Genomic DNA, 20,002 nt, shown 5'->3' with positions numbered 1-20,002 from the left:
CCCGTACGACCCTACGCCCTGACCTCACCACGTTCCGGACGACGCAAAAACCGCCCCAATCCGGCCAAGTCTGGAACCACAAGCCTCGCCCCGGCGAGGCACGGACCGATCAGCGGCGCTTCAGAGCTCGTCCGGATCGGGTGGCTGCTTCATCCACTCCGGAACGTCCTGACCGGTGACCGCCCGAAACACCTCGTCCACTCCAGCGGCGTCCCCGGCATGACAGCGGCGCAGCAGATCAATGACCACGACGACGATGCCCTGGTCGTACTCGGGAAGCTTCTCCGCGGCCACCAATGCCTCCACCAAAGGAGCGACCGCCTCACCGAACCGAGCGTCCAGCACCAGCACATGCCCCAGCACCGTGATGCTCCGGGTGTGAGCGGGTAGGTAAGCGGCCGGGTTGGTGGCGACCAGCTCCCGGCGCAGTTCAACAGCTTCCTGCGAGACCGGCAAAGCCTCATCACGCCGCCCCACCTCAGCCAACCGCAGCGCGTGGTTGTTCAACGACATCGCCAGGTCGGGCAGGAAAGCGGCCCGATTGGCGACAGCCAACTCCCGGCGCAGCTCAACAGCTTCCTGCGAGACCAGCAGCGCCTCATCACGCCGCCCCACCTCCGCCAACCGCACCGCGTGATTGCTCAACGACATCGCCAGGTCGGGCAGGAAAGCGGCCCGATTGGCGACAGCCAACTCCCGGCGCAGCTCAACAGCTTCCTGCGAGACCAGCAGCGCCTCATCACGCCGCCCCACCTCCGCCAACCGCACCGCGTGATTGCTCAACGACATCGCCAGGTCGGGCAGGAAAGCGGCCCGATTGGCGACAGCCAACTCCCGGCGCAGCTCAACAGCTTCCCGAGAAACCGGCAGCGCCCCATCACGCCGCCCCACCTCCGCCAACAGGGCTGCGTGGTTGTTCAACGAGGTCGCCAGGTCGGGCAGAAAAGCGGCCCGATTGGCGGCAGCCAACTCCCGGCGCAGCTCAACAGCTTCCTGCGAGACCAGCAGCGCCCCATCACGCCGCCCCACCTCCGCCAACAGGGCTGCGTGGTTGTTCAACGAGGTCGCCAGGTCGGGCAGGAAAGCGGCCCGATTGGCGGCAGCCAACTCCCGGCGCAGCTCAACAGCTTCCTGCGAGACCAGCAGCGCCTCATCACGCCGCCCCACCTCCGCCAACCGATTCGCGTGGTTGTTCAACGAGGTCGCCAGGTCGGGCAGGAAAGCGGCCCGATTGGCGGCAGCCAACTCCCGGCGCAGCTCAACAGCTTCCTGCGAGACCGGCAGCGCCTCATCACGCCGCCCCACCTCCGCCAACCGCAGCGCGTGGTTGTTCAACGAGGCGGCCAGGTTGGACAGGTAGGCGGTGGGGTTGGTGGCGGCCAGGTGGCGCCAGGTGTGGAGGGCTTGTTGTCCTTCGGTCAGGGCGTGGTTTCGCTGGCCAGCATGCGAGAGGCGAACCGCGAGGTTGTCGTGGATGCGGGCGCGTTGGGCGGGGTCAGTGGTGGTCAGGCGGTGGGTGGCCAGTCGCTGGGTCACGGCGGCGATCCCGGCGTTCAACTCCACGTGCGAGTCTTCGGGCAGGACGGCCTCGATGGTCTCCAGCACGGTGATATCGAGGGTGTCGATATCTGCCAGGGCGGCCAGAGTGGCGCCTCCGGCGCTCAGCGCCAGGTGCGGATGTTCGGTCAGCAGCGGGGCTAGCTGGGTGGTGGCGATGTGCGGCCAGCGGGCTGCGGCCTGCACCAAGGTGGTCAGCGCGGGCCTCGCCCACACCGGCCCATCCTTTTGGCTTCCCGCGTCCCGCGCACCACCGTCGTCGGTGGTGGTGGCAGTGATGATGCGGGCGGCGGCCTGGGACGCCCAGGGATCGGCGGGGTAGTCGCTGTCGCTGTGGTGGCCAGGGGTCGACAGGGCGAGCAGGTCTTCGCCGAGGCGATCGGGATACAACGGTTCCAACACGCTGTCGGAGGCGTGCGGCGGGTAGGCGACCGCGTGGTCTTTCAGGATCCGGTCGGGGTGCACGCTGGTGCCGATCTGCGCCGCCCGCACCGCCAACAGGCCATCATCGTAGGTCTGGGAGCCGGTCAGCACCGCTAGGTAGACCGCCTGTCCCATCGCACCGACGTCCACGGCCACGTCGGCGTTGCGGTGCAACCACCGCCAGTGGTCACGCTCTCGGGCCAGCAGATATCCAGAGACCGCCGCCAGATCTTGCGGGGCCACCACCTCGCGCGAGGCGGCGTCGACTGCGGCCAGCGCCGCCATGTGCACCGCCAGCACCAGCCCGAAGCCCGGCTGGGTTTCCAGGTCCACCGGCGGCTGCACCGAATCCGGGGAGACTTGCAGGGCTCGGGCGAAGGCGTCGCGGGCGTCGGTGAACAACTGCTCCCGGTCGATCTGATCCCCCAACGGCGGCAACCGGACCGGGGCAGCCGTCGCGGTGAACTTGGCGATGTTGAACGCCAGGGTGGACCACCACGGGCCCGCCGGACGTGCCAGCAACAGCACCCGCGCCCCCTGCCCGGCGGCGTCGGCCAGCAAGGCCAGCAGATCGGTCACCGGCCACCGCTCGGCATAGTCCACCAGCAACAGCGCCCCCGCCTCCCGGCGCGGCTCCTCAGCCTGATGGGTATCGGCTGCGGCCAGCGCGGCCGGGTCGTCGGCGTGCCGGGCCACCAACACCCGCCACCCCACTTCCAGGGACTTCGCGCCGAACTGTGCGGCCAGCCGGGACTTGCCCTGACCGCCCGGCCCGTGCACCAGCAACACCGGTGCGCCCGACCGGTCCTCCCGCCACGTCTCTAACCGATCCAGTTGCTCGTCTCGACCGGCGAACGGCACCTGTTGCAAACCCGCTTGCAGTAGTAGACCCGGACGTCGGCGCGCGTCCTCCACCGGCACCACCGGCCCGGCAGCGGGCAGGGCCTCCAGCCGGTACAGCGGTCGCTCGGCCTCGATCCGCACATCGCCTTGGACCCCGGCGATCTGGTTCACCGACCCGAACACCACCGAGTCGGCCACCAACTGCCCGCCCCGCGTCCGCCGCTTGAAACCCGCCGGGACCACGGCCTACGTCCCTTCCCGCAAGGGCCCGGTCTGGGTCGTCACACCACGTGTCATACCCGACATCATCACTCCGACGGGAAGATCAGCACCGGCGTTCGCCCGTAACGGTCTCGCCTTCGGTCCAGAATTGGTCACGGGCGTGGGCGAGGCGCTCCCACCACTCCGCATCATGCGGGCAGCCCTCTGGCGGAGTCCGCGCCAAAGCATGACCGGCTGGGTCTCGTTAGGGTCGGGACGGAACCCCGTTGCCGTCCACAACGCGGTGGGCGGAAGGAGCACCAGCACCCCGGGAGAAGTCCATGCCTCTGGAACCTCGTTTCCGGCGGGTGGCCGCGCTGCACCGTCCGTTCGTGGACAGGGAGCCGACACTCGCCGCTTTCGCAGAGGTCCTACAAACCACGCGAGACTCACCGTGCGTGTTCAACGTGGTCGGGGTCGGCGGCATCGGCAAGTCTCGGTTGCTCCAGGAACTCGGGCGGCGCAGTGCCGAGACGCACCGGACCGCGACGCTCGACCTGCAAGTCCCCGCGATGCGGCAGCAGGAGGACGCCCTGGCGGTCCTGCGCGTCGAACTCGGCCGTCAAGGCGTGCGGTTCGATCGTTTCGACATCGCCTACGCCGTCCTCTGGCAGCGGCTCCATCCGCACCTGCGCCTCTCCAGCAAGGAACTGCCCTTCGTGGAGGAGAGCGAGGCCCTCTCCCAGATCCTCGACGGCGCGGCCGGGCTCCCCGTGTTCGGTACGGGGGTGGGACTGCTGCGCCTGTTCGGTAAGGCCACGAGCGGGAGGCGGCAGCGGCAACAGATCAAGTCCGACGCCACGCTCGGCCAACTGGACGACCTCACCAACGCCGAACTCGCCGACGCCGTCACCTATCTCTTCGCCGAGGATCTGCGGGACGGCTCCGACCGTCCTTACATCGTCTTCGTCGACGCGTACGAGGCCCTCGTCCCGTCCCAGACACGGTCTGGCCGAGCCATGGCCCAGGACGTCTGGCTCCGCGACCTGATCGCCCAGCTCGACCGAGGCGTGGTCGTCATGGCGAGCCGCGAACCCCTGTCCTGGGCCGACCATGACCCCGGCTGGGCCGAGGTGATCCGGCACCAGCACGTGGACGGCCTGCCCATGCCCGCCCGGCTGGAGCTCCTGACGGACGGCGGCATCACCGACCACGCCGTGCGCCACGCGATCGCGACAGCGAGCCAGGGTCTCCCCTTCTACCTTCACCTGGCCGTGGACACCGGCACGACGGCCCGGCAGGCGGCAGCGGTCTCTTCCGAGGAGATCCTGCAACGATTCCTCGCCCACGTCGCCCCGGAGGAGATCCGCACACTCGAGCTGCTGAGCGTCGCCCGGATCTTCGACCATGAGATCTTCCTGGCGGTGGCGGACGCCTTCGACCTGCCCCGGCATCGGATGGCCTGGGAGTCGCTGACCGCCTACTCGTTCGTCTATCCGGCCGGTGTCCATGGCCGCCGCCTTCACCAGCTCATGCGCGCCGCACTGCACGCCCGGCTGAGCGACGACACCGTCCGGGACGTCCATGGCCTGCTCCGCGACGTCTGGGACTCTCGCGCCGCCGGTGACCACACCGCCGAGGACGGCGTCGCCACCCGGGCCCGCGCCGTCCGTGAGGCCGCCTACTGCGGCCTGCACGCGGGCGCCCTCGACGGCGGAGGCATCCTCGCCTACGCGGACCGGGCCATGTCTTACGGCGGCAAGCAAGGCGTCGACGGCGTGGCACAGGACGTTCGCGACTACCTGGACACGCATTCCGGCGGCCCGGACCTCGCCCGGACGGCCCGCTGCCTGGAGGCGGAGTCGGCCGTCCTCCTTGGAGACGCGGACGCCGCCATACGCCTGACTCCGTCCATCGACTGGCCGCTGGACGGTGCACCGGGCGCACGTCTCGCCCTGGCCGCCGCGCACGGCCGCCGCATCGCCGGTGCGACCGGCGAAGCGCAGCGCCTCTTCCGCCAGGTGTGGAACGACCACGGTGGTCCCGTCCGGCTGCGGGCGGGTTTCTGTATGGCGGACCTGGACATGTGCCAGGGTCGCTTCGGCGACGCCCAGTCCATCGCACGGAAACTCCTGGCCGACGCCCCGGACGACGACCTCATCCTCCGCGGCGACGTGCTCCGCCTCCAGCATCTCGGGCACCGGTTCGGGTTCGACCTCGACGCGGCAGGCGACGCACTGGAGGCGGCCGACGCGCTGTACACGCGGGCGGGCGCCGTTATCGGCCAGGCGGACATCAAGACCAACCGAGCCGAACTGCTCGCCTGGACCGACCCGTCACGGGCTCTCGACGCCGCCGCCGAGGCCATCGACGCGCAGACCGAACTCGGCGCCCACCATGAGATAGGCAAGGCGTTCACCGCCCTGGCCATCGCGCAGTTCCGACTCGGACAGCACGTTCCGGCGGCGGTGTCGTTCCGGACGGCCGTCGAAGCACTGGAGCGGGCGCGCTACAGGTCCGGCCGGGCCCGCGCGGAACTGTTCCGCGCGTTCCTCCACGCCCGGACAGGGGACACCGCCGGAGCCGTCGCGTCCACCCGCTGGGCCATCGCCGAACTGGTCGCCGCGGACGTCTATCCCACCCTGCTCATGGTCGCCGGTCACCTGCTGGACGCACTCGGCGCGAGCGACGAGCGAACCGCACAGGTGACGGAGCGGGCTCGGACCCAGATCAGCCCACCAGGCCTGCTGCCATTCCTGGACGATCGGGCGCGCGCACTCGTGGCGGCCCTGTTGGAGGACGCATGAACTGGCGGGGCCTGTACGAGCGGGCGAGGGCGCACGGCGATTCGGCGGCCGGGTACTACAACGACAACATCCGGGTCGACACCGCCGATGGGCCGGTCATCGTCCGGATACCGATCCACGGCGCCGACATGATGGACCTGCGACCCTGGCGTGAGGACCGCGTCCTCGCCGCCATCGCCCCGCACGTCCGGGACGCGCCGCGACTGCTCCACGTCTGTGCCGACCCGCCGTTCCAGGTGCACGAGTTCGTCGCCGGTGACCTCCTCAACGACGTGGCGCCGCGCGGCGTCCCGGTCCCGCCCCATGTGCTGGACGACGTCGTAAGCCTGTTCACGCAGCTCGCTCAAGTTCCCAGGCTCCCGGACGTCCCCTCGTCCTGGCCCACCGACACCGACACCGCCGCCTTCGCCCGGCTCCTGTCCGACCTGACACAGCGCGTGTACGACACCTTCAGCACCGAGTTCGCCGACCTGTTCACCGCCCTGGCGATCCCCGCCGACCCGCTCGCCCCGGTGGACGGCCTGTGGCGCGGACTCACCCCCCGCCCCTTCACCTGCGTCCACGCCGACGTCCACCGCCGTAACGTCATCGTCGACGGCGGGGCCTCTACGTTCCTCGACTGGGAACTCGCCCTCTGGGGCGACCCCGTCTACGACCTGGCCGTCCACATCCACAAAATGGCCTACCTCCCCGAGGAACAAGCAGCCCTGATCAACCACTGGCAAGCCGCGATGCCACCCGACCGCATCACCGGCTGGCAACACGACCTGAACGCCTACCTGACCCACGAACGCATCAAATCGGCAATCGTCGACTCCGTCCGCTACTCCCGGCTGTTCACCGAGGGCGGCCCCTACCCATACCCGCAACACCAACTCGTCGACTCCCTGACCACCAAACTCAACGCGGCCCGCCCCTACTGGCACATCCCCGCTCCCATCGACACCCAACAGGTCGAAGAGGCCCTCCGCTCCCGCTGAAGGACGTCGGTTACGTTCACTGCGGGACGGCGTCGACCAGGTCGCGGGCCCAGGGGTGGGTCGTCCAAGCCTCTGGTGGGAAGAGAGTCTTCACTCGGGTTCCTGGCCGCCGCGCAGGCTCTGGATCGAGGCGGCGAGATGGCGGGCGTTGGCGGGATTGCCGAGGAGGAACGCCGTCTCCTTCAGGGACTCGTACTCGCGCAGGCTGATCACGACGACGGGGTCACGGTCGGGCCGGGCCACGATGACCTCGTCGAGACCTTCGGTGACGCGGTCCATGGCCGCGGCCAGGTTCGCGCGAAACTCACTCGCGGACATCAGGTGCATGGCGTCGATTGCGAGTTGTCGTATGGATCCGACGAAAGCGTGCCCTGTCGTGGGCGTGGGCGAGCCGCTGGGCGCCCGGAGCATCCGGCCACATGACGCCGTTTCAGGCGGTAGCTCACCGAGCTGGGCGATGTCTTCGAGCCGTTAGGTGCCAAGAACTCTGCCCGGCGGAAGGCGGTCGCCTATCTGTGTGTCGATGACCTCGTGGGTCTGCCGGATGCACCGGGCCCGGTCTTGTTCGGGCACCTCTGGGCCTCGCTGTTCCAGCACCGCGAGGACGACTTTCCATTGGCGGACGGTCAGCGCGACCGTCACGTCGTCGGACGTTGCGGTGAGCGGCTCGGTGGCGCCGGTGATCTGGCGGCAGTCCTCCACGATGTCATCAATGTCCCCGGCCCAGGTTTGCAGGAGCGCCATCTGCTCGACTTCGAGGCGAAGTGTGTCCAACTGGTCGGCGCTCATCGTCGCCTGGAGGGTTTCGGTGCCGGTGCGGTCGGGACGCTCGATCGGCTGAGCGTCATCGTCGAGCTGGTAGGTCCACCTCGGCGCCTTGGGCGACGGCCAGAGCAGTAGCAGGTGCCGTTGACGCTGGACGTCGAGGTACCGGGCGTAGAGGCGCAGCCGATAGTCGTCCGCTCCCCCGTCGAAGTCCAGAGCCAGTGCTTGGGAGCCCTCGGCGTCCAGGATCCGTAACCGCGCGACCATGAAAGGGACGGAGACCTCCGCGACCTCTGCCCAACCCCCGCCGCCGGAAAGGCGCAGGGGTGGGGGCTCACTCCAAAGCTCAACGGCGATGTCGACGACATGGGTGGTGGTGCCCGTACCGATGAAAAGGTCTCCCTCAGAGAAGTTGAACGTGCCGAAGTTGCGCATGGTCCAGTCGGGAGCGTCAGGAACGAGGTCACCAGTCGAGACCCGATACCAACCGTCCTCGCTCACCTGTACCGCGGCTTCGGCTCGGTCAAGTGGGCTCATTTCGAATCCTTCGTGGGCCGCGCTTTCCTTGGACTCCAGCGTCGCACCATCGCCGGACGGTCACGTGGATCGCGGCGGACGACTCGGGGATGGGGACGCTGGATCGGGAGGATGGGTCGGCGTGGACGCGGCAGGGTGGGGTGGGTCAGAGGCGGCGGCGGGGTTGGTGGAGGAGGCCGTTGGCGAAGAGGTCGTCGAACCAGGCCATCTCTTCGCGGGCCGTGTCGATGGAGCCCACGATTACGCGGGTGACCGGTGGTCGGCTGACGCGCCAGACATCGTGGTCGATGCGGGCGATGTCCCAGCTTGGGAAGCGCATCCGCAACACTTCGAGTTGCCAGCGCTCCCAGACTTTTCTGAGCACGTTACGCACGTGGTCCTTTCGGTCACCGGCCCGTGGGGTTCGGACGGCGTTCGCAGGAGTTGCCGGGAGTGAGGTCGCGCGGGCGGGCAGCTAGGGGGCACCTCGTCCGCGCGACCTCCTCCCCAGTGGCGTCCGTTCCATCTAGGGGGAAGCGGAACGGGACGCCGGGTCCTCGGCAGGGGTGGGAGGAGGGGTATGAAGGTGCGGAGAGGCGGCCCCCTCCGACCGCCCCTCCGCTGGTCTTCAAGCCGCGTCGATGACCGCGAAGACGACTTTGCCGGTGTTGTCGGCCAGGGGGCGGACGCCCCAGCAGCGGCAGAGCTGGTCGACGATGAGCAGGCCCCGGCCCGCTTCGCTGATCGGGTCTGTCTCCGGCATGTGGGGGAGGGCGGGGGTGGTGTCTTGGACTTCCATCCAGAGGGCGCCGTCGTCGGTGCGGCCCAGTCGCAGGGTCACGTCGTCGTCCAGCCTGGAGGTGTGCTGGAGCGCGTTGGTGACCAGTTCGCTGGCCACCAGGCACGGGACGAAGTCGTCCATGCCCCACTGGCCGGTGACCAGCCGCACGAACCGCCGCACCTCCCCGACCACCCTGAGGTCCTGCTTCACCACCATCGCGTTCTCCACCGCCGCCTGAACCATGATCACTCCTCACGTTGTGTGTCGTACAGCACACAGTGAGCCACCAACGCTTTAAAATGTGGTTGCCCTAACAAGGCGGCAACCAATGGAACATCACCCCCCGTCAAGGCACCTTCCATCGAAAGGCAAGGGCCATGTCCCCTCGACGTCAGCGGCGCCCCAGCGATTCCCCCGCCCTTATCGCCTTCGGCCGACAGATGCGCCGGATGCGTGAGGCCAAAGGGATCAAGCAAGAGACCATCGCTCACCTCACACAGGTGAGCGGACCACAGGTCAGCAAGATCGAGAATGGCAAGAAGCGCGCCACCCGCTCCTTTGTGGAGCTGGTGGACGACTACCTGGAGGCAGGTGGCGCGCTAATCAATCTCTGGCAAGACCTCAACAAAGACGGACATCCCGTCCCACTGTGGTTCGACTGGCCGAAAATCGAGACGGACGCGGCGATGCTGGTCACCTGGCAGCATTCCGTGATGCCTGGTCTGGTGCAGACCCCGGCGTACGCGGTGGCGATCCTGCATGGCAACGAAGCCGCTGCGGAGGCGCGGATCGCCCGTCAGGCCATTCTCACCAAGAAGCCCGAGGACGACGAGGCACCGTCCCCGACCTACCTGGTGCTCCTCAACGAGCACGTACTACACAACCAGGTCGGCACCGTCGAGACGATGAGGGAGCAACTCGAGCACCTCATAGAGATGAGTACGTTGCCCAACGTCACGGTTCAAGTAGTCTTGGGAAGCGGCGAGCACGACGGCAACACGGGCGCATTCGTGATCGCGACGATGGCCGATCGCAGCGAGGTCGCGTATATCGAGACGGCTGTACGTCCCATCACGACAGACGACCCCGCAGACCTGTCCATCCTGGCGAAGACCCTGGTTGCCCTCGGCTCGCGAGCCCTCACCCAAGAGATGTCGCGCGAGTTGATCAGAAAGGTGGCCCACGACAAATGGACCTGAGCGACGCCAAGTGGCGAAAGAGCACCCGCAGCGCTTCCAACGGCGGTGACTGCGTCGAGCTGGCGGACGTGGCCGGGGTGGTGGCGGTGCGGGACAGCAAGAACCCGGACGGCCCCGTCCTCCTGCTGACCCGGGCGGCCCTGCGCACCGCCGTCCAGTCCGCCACCGAGACCCACTGACCAACCAGCACCTTTAACCCACCGAGTAGCGGCGAGTCGTCCCATCCCCCCGGACCCGGACGACCCGCCGCCCCTCATCCCTCACACGGTCCTGGCCCGCGCTGGTCGCCCTATCCCAAAGGTGACCTCGGACGAGCGGACGCGCCCGCTGACAAGCTCGACCATGCGCCCGACACTGGCTCCATGCCCCTGGAAAACCTCAACTGGCGTAAGAGCAGCTACACGACGTCCAACGGCGGGAACTGCGTCGAACTGGCGAGCGTTCGCGACACGCATTGGCGCAAGGCTCACCGCAGTGGCGAGAACGGCGGGGACTGCGTGGAGTTGGCGGATGTGGCCGGGGTGGTGGCGATGCGGGACAGCAAGGACCCGGACGGTCCCGTCCTCCTGCTGACCCGCGCGGCCCTGCGCACCGCCGTCCAGGCCGCCGCCGACACGCGCTGACCGTCCAACATCCTGAGACGGTGCCTGAGAGTGTCTAGATGGACGAGCTGATCGTGGTCCTGCTTGCCCTGGTTACCCACCCCGACCGGTCCCGCGTCATGCGGAGCGGTTCCTCGCTGGTTCCGTTTTAGTGTCGGGGCCTTAGCCGTGGAGACGCTCGGACTCGTGCCGTGTTGTCAGGTGGCCTCGATCTCGCGTAGGCCGCGCTTGAACTTCTTCTGGACGTCGGACATGGACTTGTGGCCGATGTAGTAACTGATGGCCGCGTTGCCGATGACCTTTGTGGCGCCGCTCGCGATGGTCCCGGAGATCACGTTCCCGGCCACCGGAATGATTTTGACCAGGGCACGGGCGGCCTCGCGAAGGACGAAACCGGCGCCCACGTTGATGCCGAGGCCCGCCAGGAAGTCACGTGCCGTGTCCAGTGACATCTCCCGCCCCGAGATGTACGCAATGACAACGACCATCATGATTTGGAGTGAGGTGATGATCGGCATGTCCGCCACCGGCATCGGCGACAATCCGGTGGCGCCGCAGATACCGGCGAAGAGCAGGACTACCCTCTTCGCCAGCTTCTCTTGGATTTGCCGAAACTGGGCGAGGCGCGTGAACTCCAACAACGCCTCACTAGGAATGGTCTCGGCGATCTGCACGGCAAGCCGCTCGATGCCCCACCGGTAGTCACGGTTGGGGTTGACCCGCTCGTCTGGGAACAGATAGAAGGAGGCACAGACGGGTATCGCCCCGGAAGCTACGTGCTTCCACAGGAAATCGCGTCCGCGCAAATGCCGGTTGAATACCTCAACCGCCTCGTTCACGTGCTGCATCTTCTCCGGATCGCCCTCATCCAAACGGACATCGGAGGGCTCCATCTGATCGCATTGCGTGAGCACCGGAATAATCTTGACCCGGGCTTCTTCCGACACATCGCCCTGCTCGTCCAAGGCTGCACGCAGCGACATTTCCGCGAAGTCGAGGTCGGCGTTGATCGCGGAATCGACCTGTCGGGCCTGGACGCAGAAGAGAATCACGTCCGGGCAGTGGTCGGAGATGGCGGCGCGCAGTGACTCTTCGACCGTGACGTTGGGGTCCTCTTCCGTAGGCTGCGACCCCTCCTGCACACCCCGAGTGTCGAGTACTTCGACCGAGCGCCCGCCGAACTGCAACGTCTCCCACTTGGCGGCCCCGGTCTGCGCCGTCACATGACCAACGGGACGAAGCTTCGCGGAAGCGATGGCGTTGATGAGCTGAGACTTCCCCGCACCCCGGCGGCCGAGGACCATGACCCGCGGCGAACGCCGCTCGTGCAACAGGCCGTGCAGCTCCTCGATTTCCCTCTTTACCGCGCTCCGCACCGGCTTCGGCAACTCGTCGAGCACGCCCGACAGTTGCTTCAGAACGCGGTTCATGTACGACTGATCACCTTGCTCATCCGCCATCTTCGACCCTCGTCCTACTTGTGGGGTGGTGGGCCAATTCTATCGGACTACGCCATGCATCCCACGTCCACACCCGGCCGCAGAAACCACACCACAACTCAAGCCCTACCGCCCATCAGCGATAGGACCATCCCACCCGGACGCCCGAAGCCGCTCCGCAAACACCGCATGCGCCTCCCGATACTCGTTTTCCCGATCCGCCTTGTAAAACGGCGCCTCATACCCGTCCGGGACGGGACCATTGACCTCAGGGTCGAGATGCTCTTGAAGCTGCTTGAAGTGCTCCTTGGTCTGCCCATAGCCAAACGTGTTGTGATTGCCTGCAATTTTCCGCCCGTTAGCGTCAAACCAGATCTGCGCCTCATAGTCGGACAGGACGGGATACCGAGACCGATAGATCGCCACAAGTTGCTCGGCCGTCATGCCAAGCCAGAGCGCAACCATCGCATCCAACTCGACCAGGGCCGCCCGACGTTCACGCTCGGTGCGGAGCGGTGTGCCATAGTTCCACTCGGACGTCATGGCGGCCGAGTCGTTTAGGGGAGCCAGCCCAGGCCAGTCTGCTGCCCAGCTTTCGCTACTCCAAGAAGAATCGTACAACTCAGCCCAAAGATCAGCGTAGGCATCGGTCATGCAGTTGAGCCGAAGAGTCCGTAGCAACAGCGCTGTAGCCAGCGGATGGCCTGGGTCAGCAGCTGGCATATTCGGCGCGTCACCGATTTGCAGGTCAGCTCGTCCTGAGATTCTTAGTAGATAATCCAGTGGCAAGGCAGCCCAGAATCCGGCCGCCAGCGCCGTGCATCTAGTCTCCGGTATTGCAAGAGTGTGAACCGCGTTTACATGTGCAGGCCCAGGCGGAATTAGCGCAGCAAACAAGGAACGCTCATTCGCAAGTGGGATCATGCGACGCCAGGCCAGTCGATAGAATGCAGTATAGGGGCGCGGTAGAGCCTCATGCATTGACCACTGGTCTTGCGCGGCAAGATATGAAGTCTCGTCGGTTGCCCGAACGTAGTTCGTTACCGGCAAAGCGTTACTCGATAGCCGGACGTGATCCCACGCCAACCAGTCTTGGTTGTTTTTGCACGGAATATTGGGCTGCTTACTGAACGGCGTTGCTTGCGAAAAATGCGGTCCCTGCAAGATGATTTCGTTAATTGATTCACGCCTGCGTGTATCCCAGCGAATAACGCCTTCCTTCTTTGCGTTCGCTTCATCATACCCGCGACTGATTCGTAGCTTTTGAGCCCGTAGACGGTACGTTATTCCCGCAAGTGCAGACATTGCCTCCTGCTCGGCCGTGGTCGCTGGAGTAAGCAATGGAGCCTCTTCAGGCCTGCCTTGGTGTCCCAGAAGTCGCCGCCACTCTTGCAGCAATGCCACGTCCACAGTAACGAGGCGCTCCGCATGTGGACGAAGATCCCAACTTCCCTTGTACTTCAGTCCAACGGAGGGCCCGCTGCCATCATGCACAAGTGATTCAATCAAGGTACTTGAGTGGAACAGCCAACTAACGTTGACGAAATTGATCCCTTGACTCACGCCGTATACATGAAGTCCAAATTCGGTCTTCCTGCTGACTGGATTAGGAAAGGCCCAGTTTCCTACATTTGTGAAGTGCCCATGTATTCGCAGATGCCGGTACGAAGCAGCGCGAAGCAAACCTTCTTTAACTCCACCGAAGTGACTGTCAGGGTGTATCAGCCCCACGACCCCCTGCGGGCTGAGGCTGGCCCACGTGCGACACATGAAGGCACGGTAGAAGTCAGGCTGCGTCCCACAAAGCAAGGGATACATACTTCCTGAGCCAAGAAACTCTACGGTACCCGCATTCAAGGACATCTCAACAAGAAAGACACCTCTGGGTGTAGCGTCCTTAAGCACACTCCGCTTTTCTTCGCGCCATTTCTCTACACTTGGTTTGTCGACAAGCTTGAACCATGGCTTCAGCTCAGCCAGAACTGCATCCTCCTGCCAGCGAGGCCGCACCCAGGGGGGATTGCCAACCTGGATATCGAATCCACCGTCCCTGAAGACCTGCGCGAACATGAGTTCCCAGTGAAAGAAGGCCTGCTCTTTACTGATGTCTTCAGCAGTGGCGAGCCAGAGGAAGCGTTCGTTGAGTCCCGAGATGGCGTCGTCCATGCCGGTCCAGCTGGGGAGCTGGTCTTCGTACTCCGCCAACTCGGTGAGGTTGCTGAAATGGTGGGCCAGTGAGTCTGCTGGGACGTCCGCGCGGCCGAGGACGGCTTCGGCGAAGTCGAGCCAGTCGTCCAGGGAGGCCAGGGGGATGACTCGGCGGACCTGGTCCAGGGAAGGTTTGCGGGCCTTGGTCTGCTTCCATTTGACGCCGCCGCCTGTGGCGACATTGGCCTGAGACACGGCACCCGTGAGGTCGAGTTGCTCGGGCTCTGTGCCGAAGAGCGAGTCGGTCACATAAACCGGTGAGAGGCCGGTGGCCTCAGGTTCTGGGGTGGGGCGGTTTTCGTCGTCGGCGATGGTGTGGACGGGCTCTAGTTCGTCCGCCTTGGTGCCGTAAACGTCGGCGGTGCCGTCCAAGAGGTCAGCCTTGTCGAGGGGCCAGAACCAGAGGGCGCACCAGGCGTCCATGACCGTCTTCAGGCGCCAGTACGGGGTGCCAGGAGCCGTCAGGTCGGCGTACACCTTCTCTTTGGGGACGGCGTTTTCCGGCTGGTCGATCCAGTCGGCGCCCCAGACGTTGATGGCGCGGCTGATCTCGCGTTCGGAGATGGTGAGGCGCTGGATGACCAGTTCCCACAGGTACTCGGCGCGCTTCGTCAGGGCCTGGAGGCGCTTCAGTTGGGTTGTCTTGCGGCCCTTGTCGGAGACCCTGGCCCTCATCTTCTTGCGCCAGGCGGCCAGTTGCTTTGCCTGGTCGGGGGCCAGGTTCTTCGCTTCCTTGGCTCCGGCTACGGCTCCCCAGCCTTCGGCGGGGAGCAAGAAGTGGTGGACCTTGCCGGACGGGATCTCGCCGTCGCGGAAGGGGATTTCCTCCGGGGCTTCCTTCAGCCAGGTGCCCTTGGTGAGCTGCGCCGCGTCGTAGACCTTGCGGCCCGCGCCGATGAGGGAGTTGCCTCGACGTAGGTGCAGGCCGAACCAGGGGGCCTGGAGGCCGGGGTGCATGACGTTCAGCCAGAGGGACACCTCGGCCAGCTCGATCGCGGTGTCGTTCAGGTCGACGCCGTACGAGTTGTGCAGCGCGATGTAGGCCTTGGCGCGTTGCAGCTCGGTCTCGTAGTCGTCCGGGTCGATGTCCCGGCCGAGTTCCTTCTGGCGGCGCTTGAGGTATTCGGCGGCGACCTGGTTAATGGCCTCGTTGAGGAAGGCGCCGGAGCCGAGGGCGGGCTCGCAGATCTTCCAGCCGAGGATCTCGCGGGCCGTCGTGGTCGTCCCGTCCTGGTCGAGTCGATGCTTGAGAGCGAGTTGGACGGTGACCTGGGTCAGTGACTCGGGCGTGTAGTACGACGCCGAGGTTTCGCGGTCGCGGCCTGCGAGGCGGTAGACGAACGTGCCCTTGTCGTAGCGGACGAACTCTTCCTCGGTCTGGTCCGTGCGGCGGACGAAGACGTCCTGTGGGTAGTCGTCGGCCTTGGATGCGGGGATCATCCAGGAGCCGTCCTTGGGGTCGCCGTTCTTGGCGACCTCGTACAGGTCCTCGCGGGCGATGAACCCGGTGTACGACATCAGGCCCTCGTACACGGCGCCGAGCTGGTTGATGCCGAGCTGCGCGTACGAGATGAACCCACCACGTTCCTTGCGGCGGCCCTTGGTGAGCATGAGGCGGCGCAGGACGCGGTGCAAGGTTCCGTTGCGGAGCCGGGTGTCGATGACGCGTTCGTCCTCGTCGTCGTCCACGGTGATGGAGCCGATGAGTTTCACCGACTGCGGCTCGAACAGGTCGGAGCGGAGGGGTTCGAAGCGCAGGCCCTCGCCGTCGGGGGTGTCGTCGTCGTGGCCGTTGCGGGGGCGGTGTCCTTTGTTCACCATCCGGAACAGCAGGTCGAGCGACTCGTACAGGTGGAACGAGTTGCGGGACTGTTCGCCGGTGAGGTCGCGGACCACCAGGTCGCCGAGGCGGGCGAGGCCGTAGCCCTTGAGGTAGTCCTGGTCCTTGGTGGGGAGGATGCCGAGTTCGGGACGGGCCTCCGCGTACAGCAGGAACAGGATCCGGTACAGGTATCGCAGCGACTCGCGGCCGAGCTGGTCGGCGAGTTCGCGCGGTTCCATGACGTCTTCGGGGTCGGCGCCCTGTTCCCGGATGCGGTCCAGGACCTCGTTGGCGATGAGTTCGACGGATTCTTTGAGGCCGTCCCGCAGCTCCTTGGACACGCCGACCGCGTGGTTGCGGGAGCTGGTGAGCAGTTCGGCGAGCGGTTCGTCTCCGCCTTCGGCGGGGGGCAGCAGCGAGTCGGCGCCGAACAGCGCGGCGATGACCTCCAGTTCCGCCGGGTCGTTGCGGCCGAGCGCGACGTCGAGGCTGGCGGCGATGTACCGGCCCTCGCCCCAACCGGCGCGGTCGGCGAGGACGATGACGCCTCCGGCGAGGATCAGGACGTAGCGGGGCGGTTCGTCGATCCGGTGCAGCCAGGACGCGAGTTCGGTGCCGTCCTCGATCAGCTGGTTCGGTGGGAGCTGGAGGGGGTGGAGGAGGCGCGCGTCCATCGCGGCGTCCACGTCGGTCGCCCAGCCGCACTCGATGGCGATGAGGTGCTCGTCGGCGTAGGCGACCTGGACGGTGTGGTCCTCGTCCGTTCGGCGGACGGTCAGTGCGCGGGGCTCCGCCTCGTATCCGAGGGCACGGAGGATGGTGCCGTGGAGTTCACCGAGCCGCTTCGTCCATTCGTCGGGCATGTCGCGCTGGTCGAGGTCGTCGGCGCGGGCCAGTTCGTCATGGTCGGCGAAGTACTTGCGGTCCGCGAAGTACGGTTTGCCGAGCGCCCGGAGGCCTTTGCGCGGGGTGACGCGGCCGTCCTTCTCCTCGTCCGTCCAGCGGACGTGCAAGCCCCGTTTGACGTCCTTCGGCAGCACCTCGGCCAGGTAGTGCGCGGAGAAGTAGTCGCCGCGGTTGACCAGCGAGTCGAGCCTCACTTCGCTGCCTCCTGGGGGACGAGGACGGCGAGGACCCGGAGCAGTGGCTCGCCGGTGGTCTGCAAGGAGTCAAGGAGTCGCTGCTGCCGTTCGACGGTGTCGTCCACGCGTTCCTCCTTCTTCCTCCGCTGGGACACGTGGGTGCCGTCGAGGGTGAGCTGCCGCCAGGATTCCAGGTGGTCGCGGTAGTCGTTGAGCGGCGCGACGATCTCCGCGTCGTAGTGGGCGCGGCGTTCTTCGAGGTGGCGGCGTGCGGTGGCGACGGCGTCGGGGAGCCGTTCGGTGAGCGGGGCGAGGTCGATGGGACGGCCCGTGTTCGTCATGTTCGGTCCGACTCCGGCGGCGGAGAGGATCTCGGGCATCTTCCCGGGCAGGACCCGGCCGGACGCGACCGCCATCCATTCCACGACGGTCGGCTGGCCGAAGTGGTTGGAGTAGACGCCCTGGACCAGGTAGGTCGGTTCGTCGACGTGGGCGGTGACGACGGGGGCGGTCTGCCGGTCGAGTTGGACGAGGACTTTGTCCGTCACCCAGTCGACGAGGGGATGCAGGTCGGACAGGTACGCGATGTCGGGCCACAGGGTCTTCAGGTCGCGGGCCTCGGCGAGCTTGCGGGTCGCGAGGTCGCGGTCGAAGGTGACCTTCATCCGCTTCTTCACGTCGTGGGTGCGCAGGTAGTCGGCGGGCAGCGCGGACAGCCGGTGCACGAGATCCCTGGGCGGGGTGAAGGCGAGGAGCGCGCCGTCGTCCTCCAGGCCGGGCAGCAGGCCGAGCGTGTCGATGGCCTCGCCGACGAACTCGCGGGTGTCGGCGAACAGGCGCGGGACGTCCGCGCGGGCGGGCGCGCCCTCGGTGACCTGGGCGTCCACGGGGCCGAGGAAGTCGGCGAGGAAGTCGTCGATGGGCTGGTCGGGGACGGCCTCCTCGACGGTCCTGCCCGCGAGGAGGTCCTGGATCAATCGGCGTTCCTCCGCCTCCGGGCGGTACTCGCCGGTGATGGCCTCGGCGGTGCCGAACGCGCGGTGTGCGGTCTCCTCTTTGGCCAGGAGTTTCGCCGATACCGTTCGGTCGTCTTTGACGCCGTCGACGGTTGAGGTCAGTAGTAGTGCGGAGAACTGCGGCTGGTGTTTCTGCCCGTAGCGGTCGATGCGTCCGTTGCGCTGCTCGATTCGGATGAGGCTCCACGGCACGTCGTAGTGGACGAGGTGATGGCATTGTCTGTGGAGGTTGACGCCCTCGGACGTGACGTCGGTGGTGATGAGGAGCCGGACGTCGCTGCCGCTCAACCCGAACCGTTCGATGATCTGCATCTGCTGCTGGTCGGTCATGCCGCTGCCGAGCATGAGATCGACCGCCTTGGCGGGCAGCTTCAGGCGCTTCGGCAGGACGTCCGCCAGCCACTTCACCGTTTCGACGCTTTCGGAGAACACCACGGCGCGGGTGCCGTGCCGGACGCCGATCCGCTCCAGTTCGCGGACGAGGGCGTCCAGTTTGGCCGAGTCCTCGTCGGTGATCTGGTCGGCGAGTTCCTGCAACGTGGTGAGGGCGCGGATCTCGCGGTCGTCCTTGGCGTTGCGGAGCCGGTTCGCGACCGTGGTCCGCAACGCGCGGTGCGACGACAGGAACGCCTTCAGCAGCGTGTACGGGAACAGCCGGTTGCGGGAGTCGACGACGGGGCCGCCGGTGCGCGTGTCACCAGCGAGCCACACCCGGGTGAGCTCCTCGAAGACCTTCTCCTCGTTCGGGGTGGCCGGGCAGGTGATGGGGACGGACGGCCCACGGTCCGGCCATTTCGCGCCCATCTGGTCCCGGACCTCCGGACTGATCTTCGTGCGCCGGATGTAGAGGTGGTCGATCTCCTTCGGCTCGTACTCCTCCTCGTCCACGATCGCGGCCGGGTCGAGCATCTGGATCAGCTCGGCGAACGACCTGGCCTTGCCGTTGTGGGGGGTGGCGCTGGCGAGGACCAGCGCGTCCGTGCGGCGGGCCAGCAGTTTCGCCAGCCGGTTGCGCAGGGTGCTCTCCCCGATGAGGTTGTGCGACTCGTCGATGACGACGGCGTCCCAGTGCATGTGCTCCAGGTGCTGCCCGTACTTGCCTTCGTTCTTCAGCGTGTCGACCGACACGATGATGCGCTTGTAGTGGGTGAACGGGTTGCGTCCGGCGGGAAGCTCCTGCTGGATGCGTTCGATGCCTACGGAGTCGAGGCGGATCAGCGGGATCGCGAACCGTGTCCACAGCTCCCGCTGGAACTGTTCGAGGACCTGCTGCGGGGTGACGACCAGGATCCGCTCGCCGCGTCCGCGGCGGATCAGCTCCGCCAGAATCAGGCCGATCTCCAGGGTCTTGCCGAGGCCGACGACGTCCGCGATCAGTAGGCGTGGGCGGACGTTCCGCAGCGCCAGTTCGGCGGGACGCTGCTGGTAGACGAGCGGGTCCAGCAGGAAACGGTCGGAAAGCGCCAACCCGCGTTCCGTCTGCGGGAGCGGGGTGCGGCGCAGTACCGCCTCAAGGAACAGGCGGGACTTGGCGAACCGGGGTGTTCCGTCCTGCGCCAGGACGGTCTCCTCCGGGCGGAGCAGGCTGACGTCCTCCAGGTCGGTGAAGAACACCGCCTCCTCGTCCCGGACGAACTCCGACGCCCCCACCGCCGTGATCTTGTGGCCGTCCGCGACGGGCACGCAGGTGCGGACGATCCACTCGGCGTCGCGGACCTCGATCCGGGCACCGGGCGGGTAGGAGGTGTCGGACACGGACAT

Annotated in this window: 13 protein-coding genes; 5 read left to right on the top strand and 8 right to left on the bottom strand. The window is 66.6% G+C overall.

Annotated elements, in window-relative coordinates:
• Positions 1-120: 120 nt before the first annotated feature.
• Positions 121-3,021, bottom strand: coding sequence for a tetratricopeptide repeat protein (locus tag BZB76_RS05635; protein ID WP_147449338.1), 2,901 nt, complete (start codon positions 3,019-3,021; stop codon positions 121-123).
• A gap of 344 nt (positions 3,022-3,365) precedes the next feature.
• On the opposite strand from BZB76_RS05635, the gene BZB76_RS05630 reads away from it, so the two are divergent.
• Positions 3,366-5,831 carry an aminoglycoside phosphotransferase family protein gene (locus BZB76_RS05630; protein WP_170180520.1) on the top strand — a complete coding sequence of 822 codons (2,466 nt, stop codon included), beginning with the start codon at positions 3,366-3,368 and terminating at the stop codon, positions 5,829-5,831.
• Positions 5,828-6,811 (top strand): aminoglycoside phosphotransferase family protein, encoded by a 984-nt coding sequence (locus BZB76_RS05625; RefSeq protein WP_121433170.1) that lies wholly within the window; start codon positions 5,828-5,830, stop codon positions 6,809-6,811. The genes BZB76_RS05630 and BZB76_RS05625 overlap by 4 nt, the downstream gene beginning before the upstream one ends.
• Positions 6,812-6,901: 90 nt before the next feature.
• On the opposite strand, the gene BZB76_RS05620 is transcribed toward BZB76_RS05625, so the two are convergent.
• From BZB76_RS05620 to BZB76_RS05610, 4 genes are all read right to left on the bottom strand, one after another.
• Positions 6,902-7,129 carry a type II toxin-antitoxin system Phd/YefM family antitoxin gene (locus BZB76_RS05620; RefSeq protein WP_246006761.1) on the bottom strand — a complete coding sequence of 76 codons (228 nt, stop codon included), beginning with the start codon at positions 7,127-7,129 and terminating at the stop codon, positions 6,902-6,904.
• Between the two features lie 153 nt (positions 7,130-7,282).
• The gene (locus tag BZB76_RS05615) at positions 7,283-8,113 is read right to left on the bottom strand and encodes a hypothetical protein (RefSeq protein ID WP_121433168.1); all 831 of its coding nucleotides are present in this window, start codon (positions 8,111-8,113) and stop codon (positions 7,283-7,285) included.
• A gap of 145 nt (positions 8,114-8,258) precedes the next feature.
• A complete protein-coding gene (locus BZB76_RS34150) occupies positions 8,259-8,486 on the bottom strand; it encodes a hypothetical protein (RefSeq protein ID WP_147449337.1) in 228 nt (75 codons plus the stop codon).
• 234 nt (positions 8,487-8,720) lie between these two features.
• Positions 8,721-9,116 carry an ATP-binding protein gene (locus tag BZB76_RS05610; RefSeq protein ID WP_121433167.1) on the bottom strand — a complete coding sequence of 132 codons (396 nt, stop codon included), beginning with the start codon at positions 9,114-9,116 and terminating at the stop codon, positions 8,721-8,723.
• Positions 9,117-9,250: 134 nt separating this feature from the next.
• Between BZB76_RS05610 and BZB76_RS05605 the strand changes: the two genes are divergently transcribed.
• The 3 genes from BZB76_RS05605 (at position 9,251) to BZB76_RS05595 (ending at position 10,695) form a co-directional block, all read left to right on the top strand.
• Positions 9,251-10,072 carry a helix-turn-helix domain-containing protein gene (locus BZB76_RS05605; RefSeq protein WP_121433166.1) on the top strand — a complete coding sequence of 274 codons (822 nt, stop codon included), beginning with the start codon at positions 9,251-9,253 and terminating at the stop codon, positions 10,070-10,072.
• Positions 10,063-10,251 carry a DUF397 domain-containing protein gene (locus BZB76_RS05600; RefSeq protein ID WP_121433165.1) on the top strand — a complete coding sequence of 63 codons (189 nt, stop codon included), beginning with the start codon at positions 10,063-10,065 and terminating at the stop codon, positions 10,249-10,251. Before BZB76_RS05605 ends, BZB76_RS05600 begins: the two co-directional genes overlap by 10 nt.
• A gap of 183 nt (positions 10,252-10,434) precedes the next feature.
• Positions 10,435-10,695: a DUF397 domain-containing protein gene (locus BZB76_RS05595; RefSeq protein WP_121433164.1), complete on the top strand. Its 261-nt coding sequence runs from the start codon at positions 10,435-10,437 to the stop codon at positions 10,693-10,695.
• A 176-nt stretch (positions 10,696-10,871) separates the two neighbouring features.
• On the opposite strand, the gene BZB76_RS05590 is transcribed toward BZB76_RS05595, so the two are convergent.
• The 3 genes from BZB76_RS05590 to BZB76_RS05580 form a co-directional block, all read right to left on the bottom strand.
• Positions 10,872-12,104, bottom strand: a complete 1,233-nt coding sequence (locus tag BZB76_RS05590; RefSeq protein WP_170180518.1) for a GTPase — start codon at positions 12,102-12,104, stop codon at positions 10,872-10,874.
• 135 nt (positions 12,105-12,239) lie between these two features.
• Complete coding sequence (locus tag BZB76_RS05585) at positions 12,240-17,243, bottom strand: Eco57I restriction-modification methylase domain-containing protein (RefSeq protein WP_121433162.1); 5,004 nt, start codon at positions 17,241-17,243, stop codon at positions 12,240-12,242.
• Complete coding sequence (locus BZB76_RS05580; RefSeq protein WP_121433161.1) at positions 17,240-20,002, bottom strand: DEAD/DEAH box helicase; 2,763 nt, start codon at positions 20,000-20,002, stop codon at positions 17,240-17,242. Before BZB76_RS05580 ends, BZB76_RS05585 begins: the two co-directional genes overlap by 4 nt.

The sequence above is a fragment of the Actinomadura pelletieri DSM 43383 genome (genome assembly GCF_003634705.1).
GTDB lineage: Bacteria > Actinomycetota > Actinomycetes > Streptosporangiales > Streptosporangiaceae > Spirillospora > Spirillospora pelletieri.
Note: the sequence above shows the minus strand (reverse complement) of the source record. Positions and strands in the feature narration are given on the sequence as shown.

Excerpts from the sequence above, each read along its gene's own strand:
- BZB76_RS05600 (WP_121433165.1), top strand. The coding sequence starts at position 10,063 with ATGGACCTGAGCGACGCCAAGTGGCGAAAGAGCACCCGCAGCGCTTCC.
- BZB76_RS05615 (WP_121433168.1), bottom strand. The coding sequence starts at position 8,113 with ATGAGCCCACTTGACCGAGCCGAAGCCGCGGTACAGGTGAGCGAGGAC.
- BZB76_RS05595 (WP_121433164.1), top strand. The coding sequence starts at position 10,435 with ATGCCCCTGGAAAACCTCAACTGGCGTAAGAGCAGCTACACGACGTCC.
- BZB76_RS05590 (WP_170180518.1), bottom strand. The coding sequence starts at position 12,104 with ATGAACCGCGTTCTGAAGCAACTGTCGGGCGTGCTCGACGAGTTGCCG.
- BZB76_RS05605 (WP_121433166.1), top strand. The coding sequence starts at position 9,251 with ATGTCCCCTCGACGTCAGCGGCGCCCCAGCGATTCCCCCGCCCTTATC.
- BZB76_RS05580 (WP_121433161.1), bottom strand. The coding sequence starts at position 20,002 with ATGTCCGTGTCCGACACCTCCTACCCGCCCGGTGCCCGGATCGAGGTC.
- BZB76_RS05625 (WP_121433170.1), top strand. The coding sequence starts at position 5,828 with ATGAACTGGCGGGGCCTGTACGAGCGGGCGAGGGCGCACGGCGATTCG.
- BZB76_RS05630 (WP_170180520.1), top strand. The coding sequence starts at position 3,366 with ATGCCTCTGGAACCTCGTTTCCGGCGGGTGGCCGCGCTGCACCGTCCG.
- BZB76_RS05620 (WP_246006761.1), bottom strand. The coding sequence starts at position 7,129 with ATGTCCGCGAGTGAGTTTCGCGCGAACCTGGCCGCGGCCATGGACCGC.
- BZB76_RS05610 (WP_121433167.1), bottom strand. The coding sequence starts at position 9,116 with ATGGTTCAGGCGGCGGTGGAGAACGCGATGGTGGTGAAGCAGGACCTC.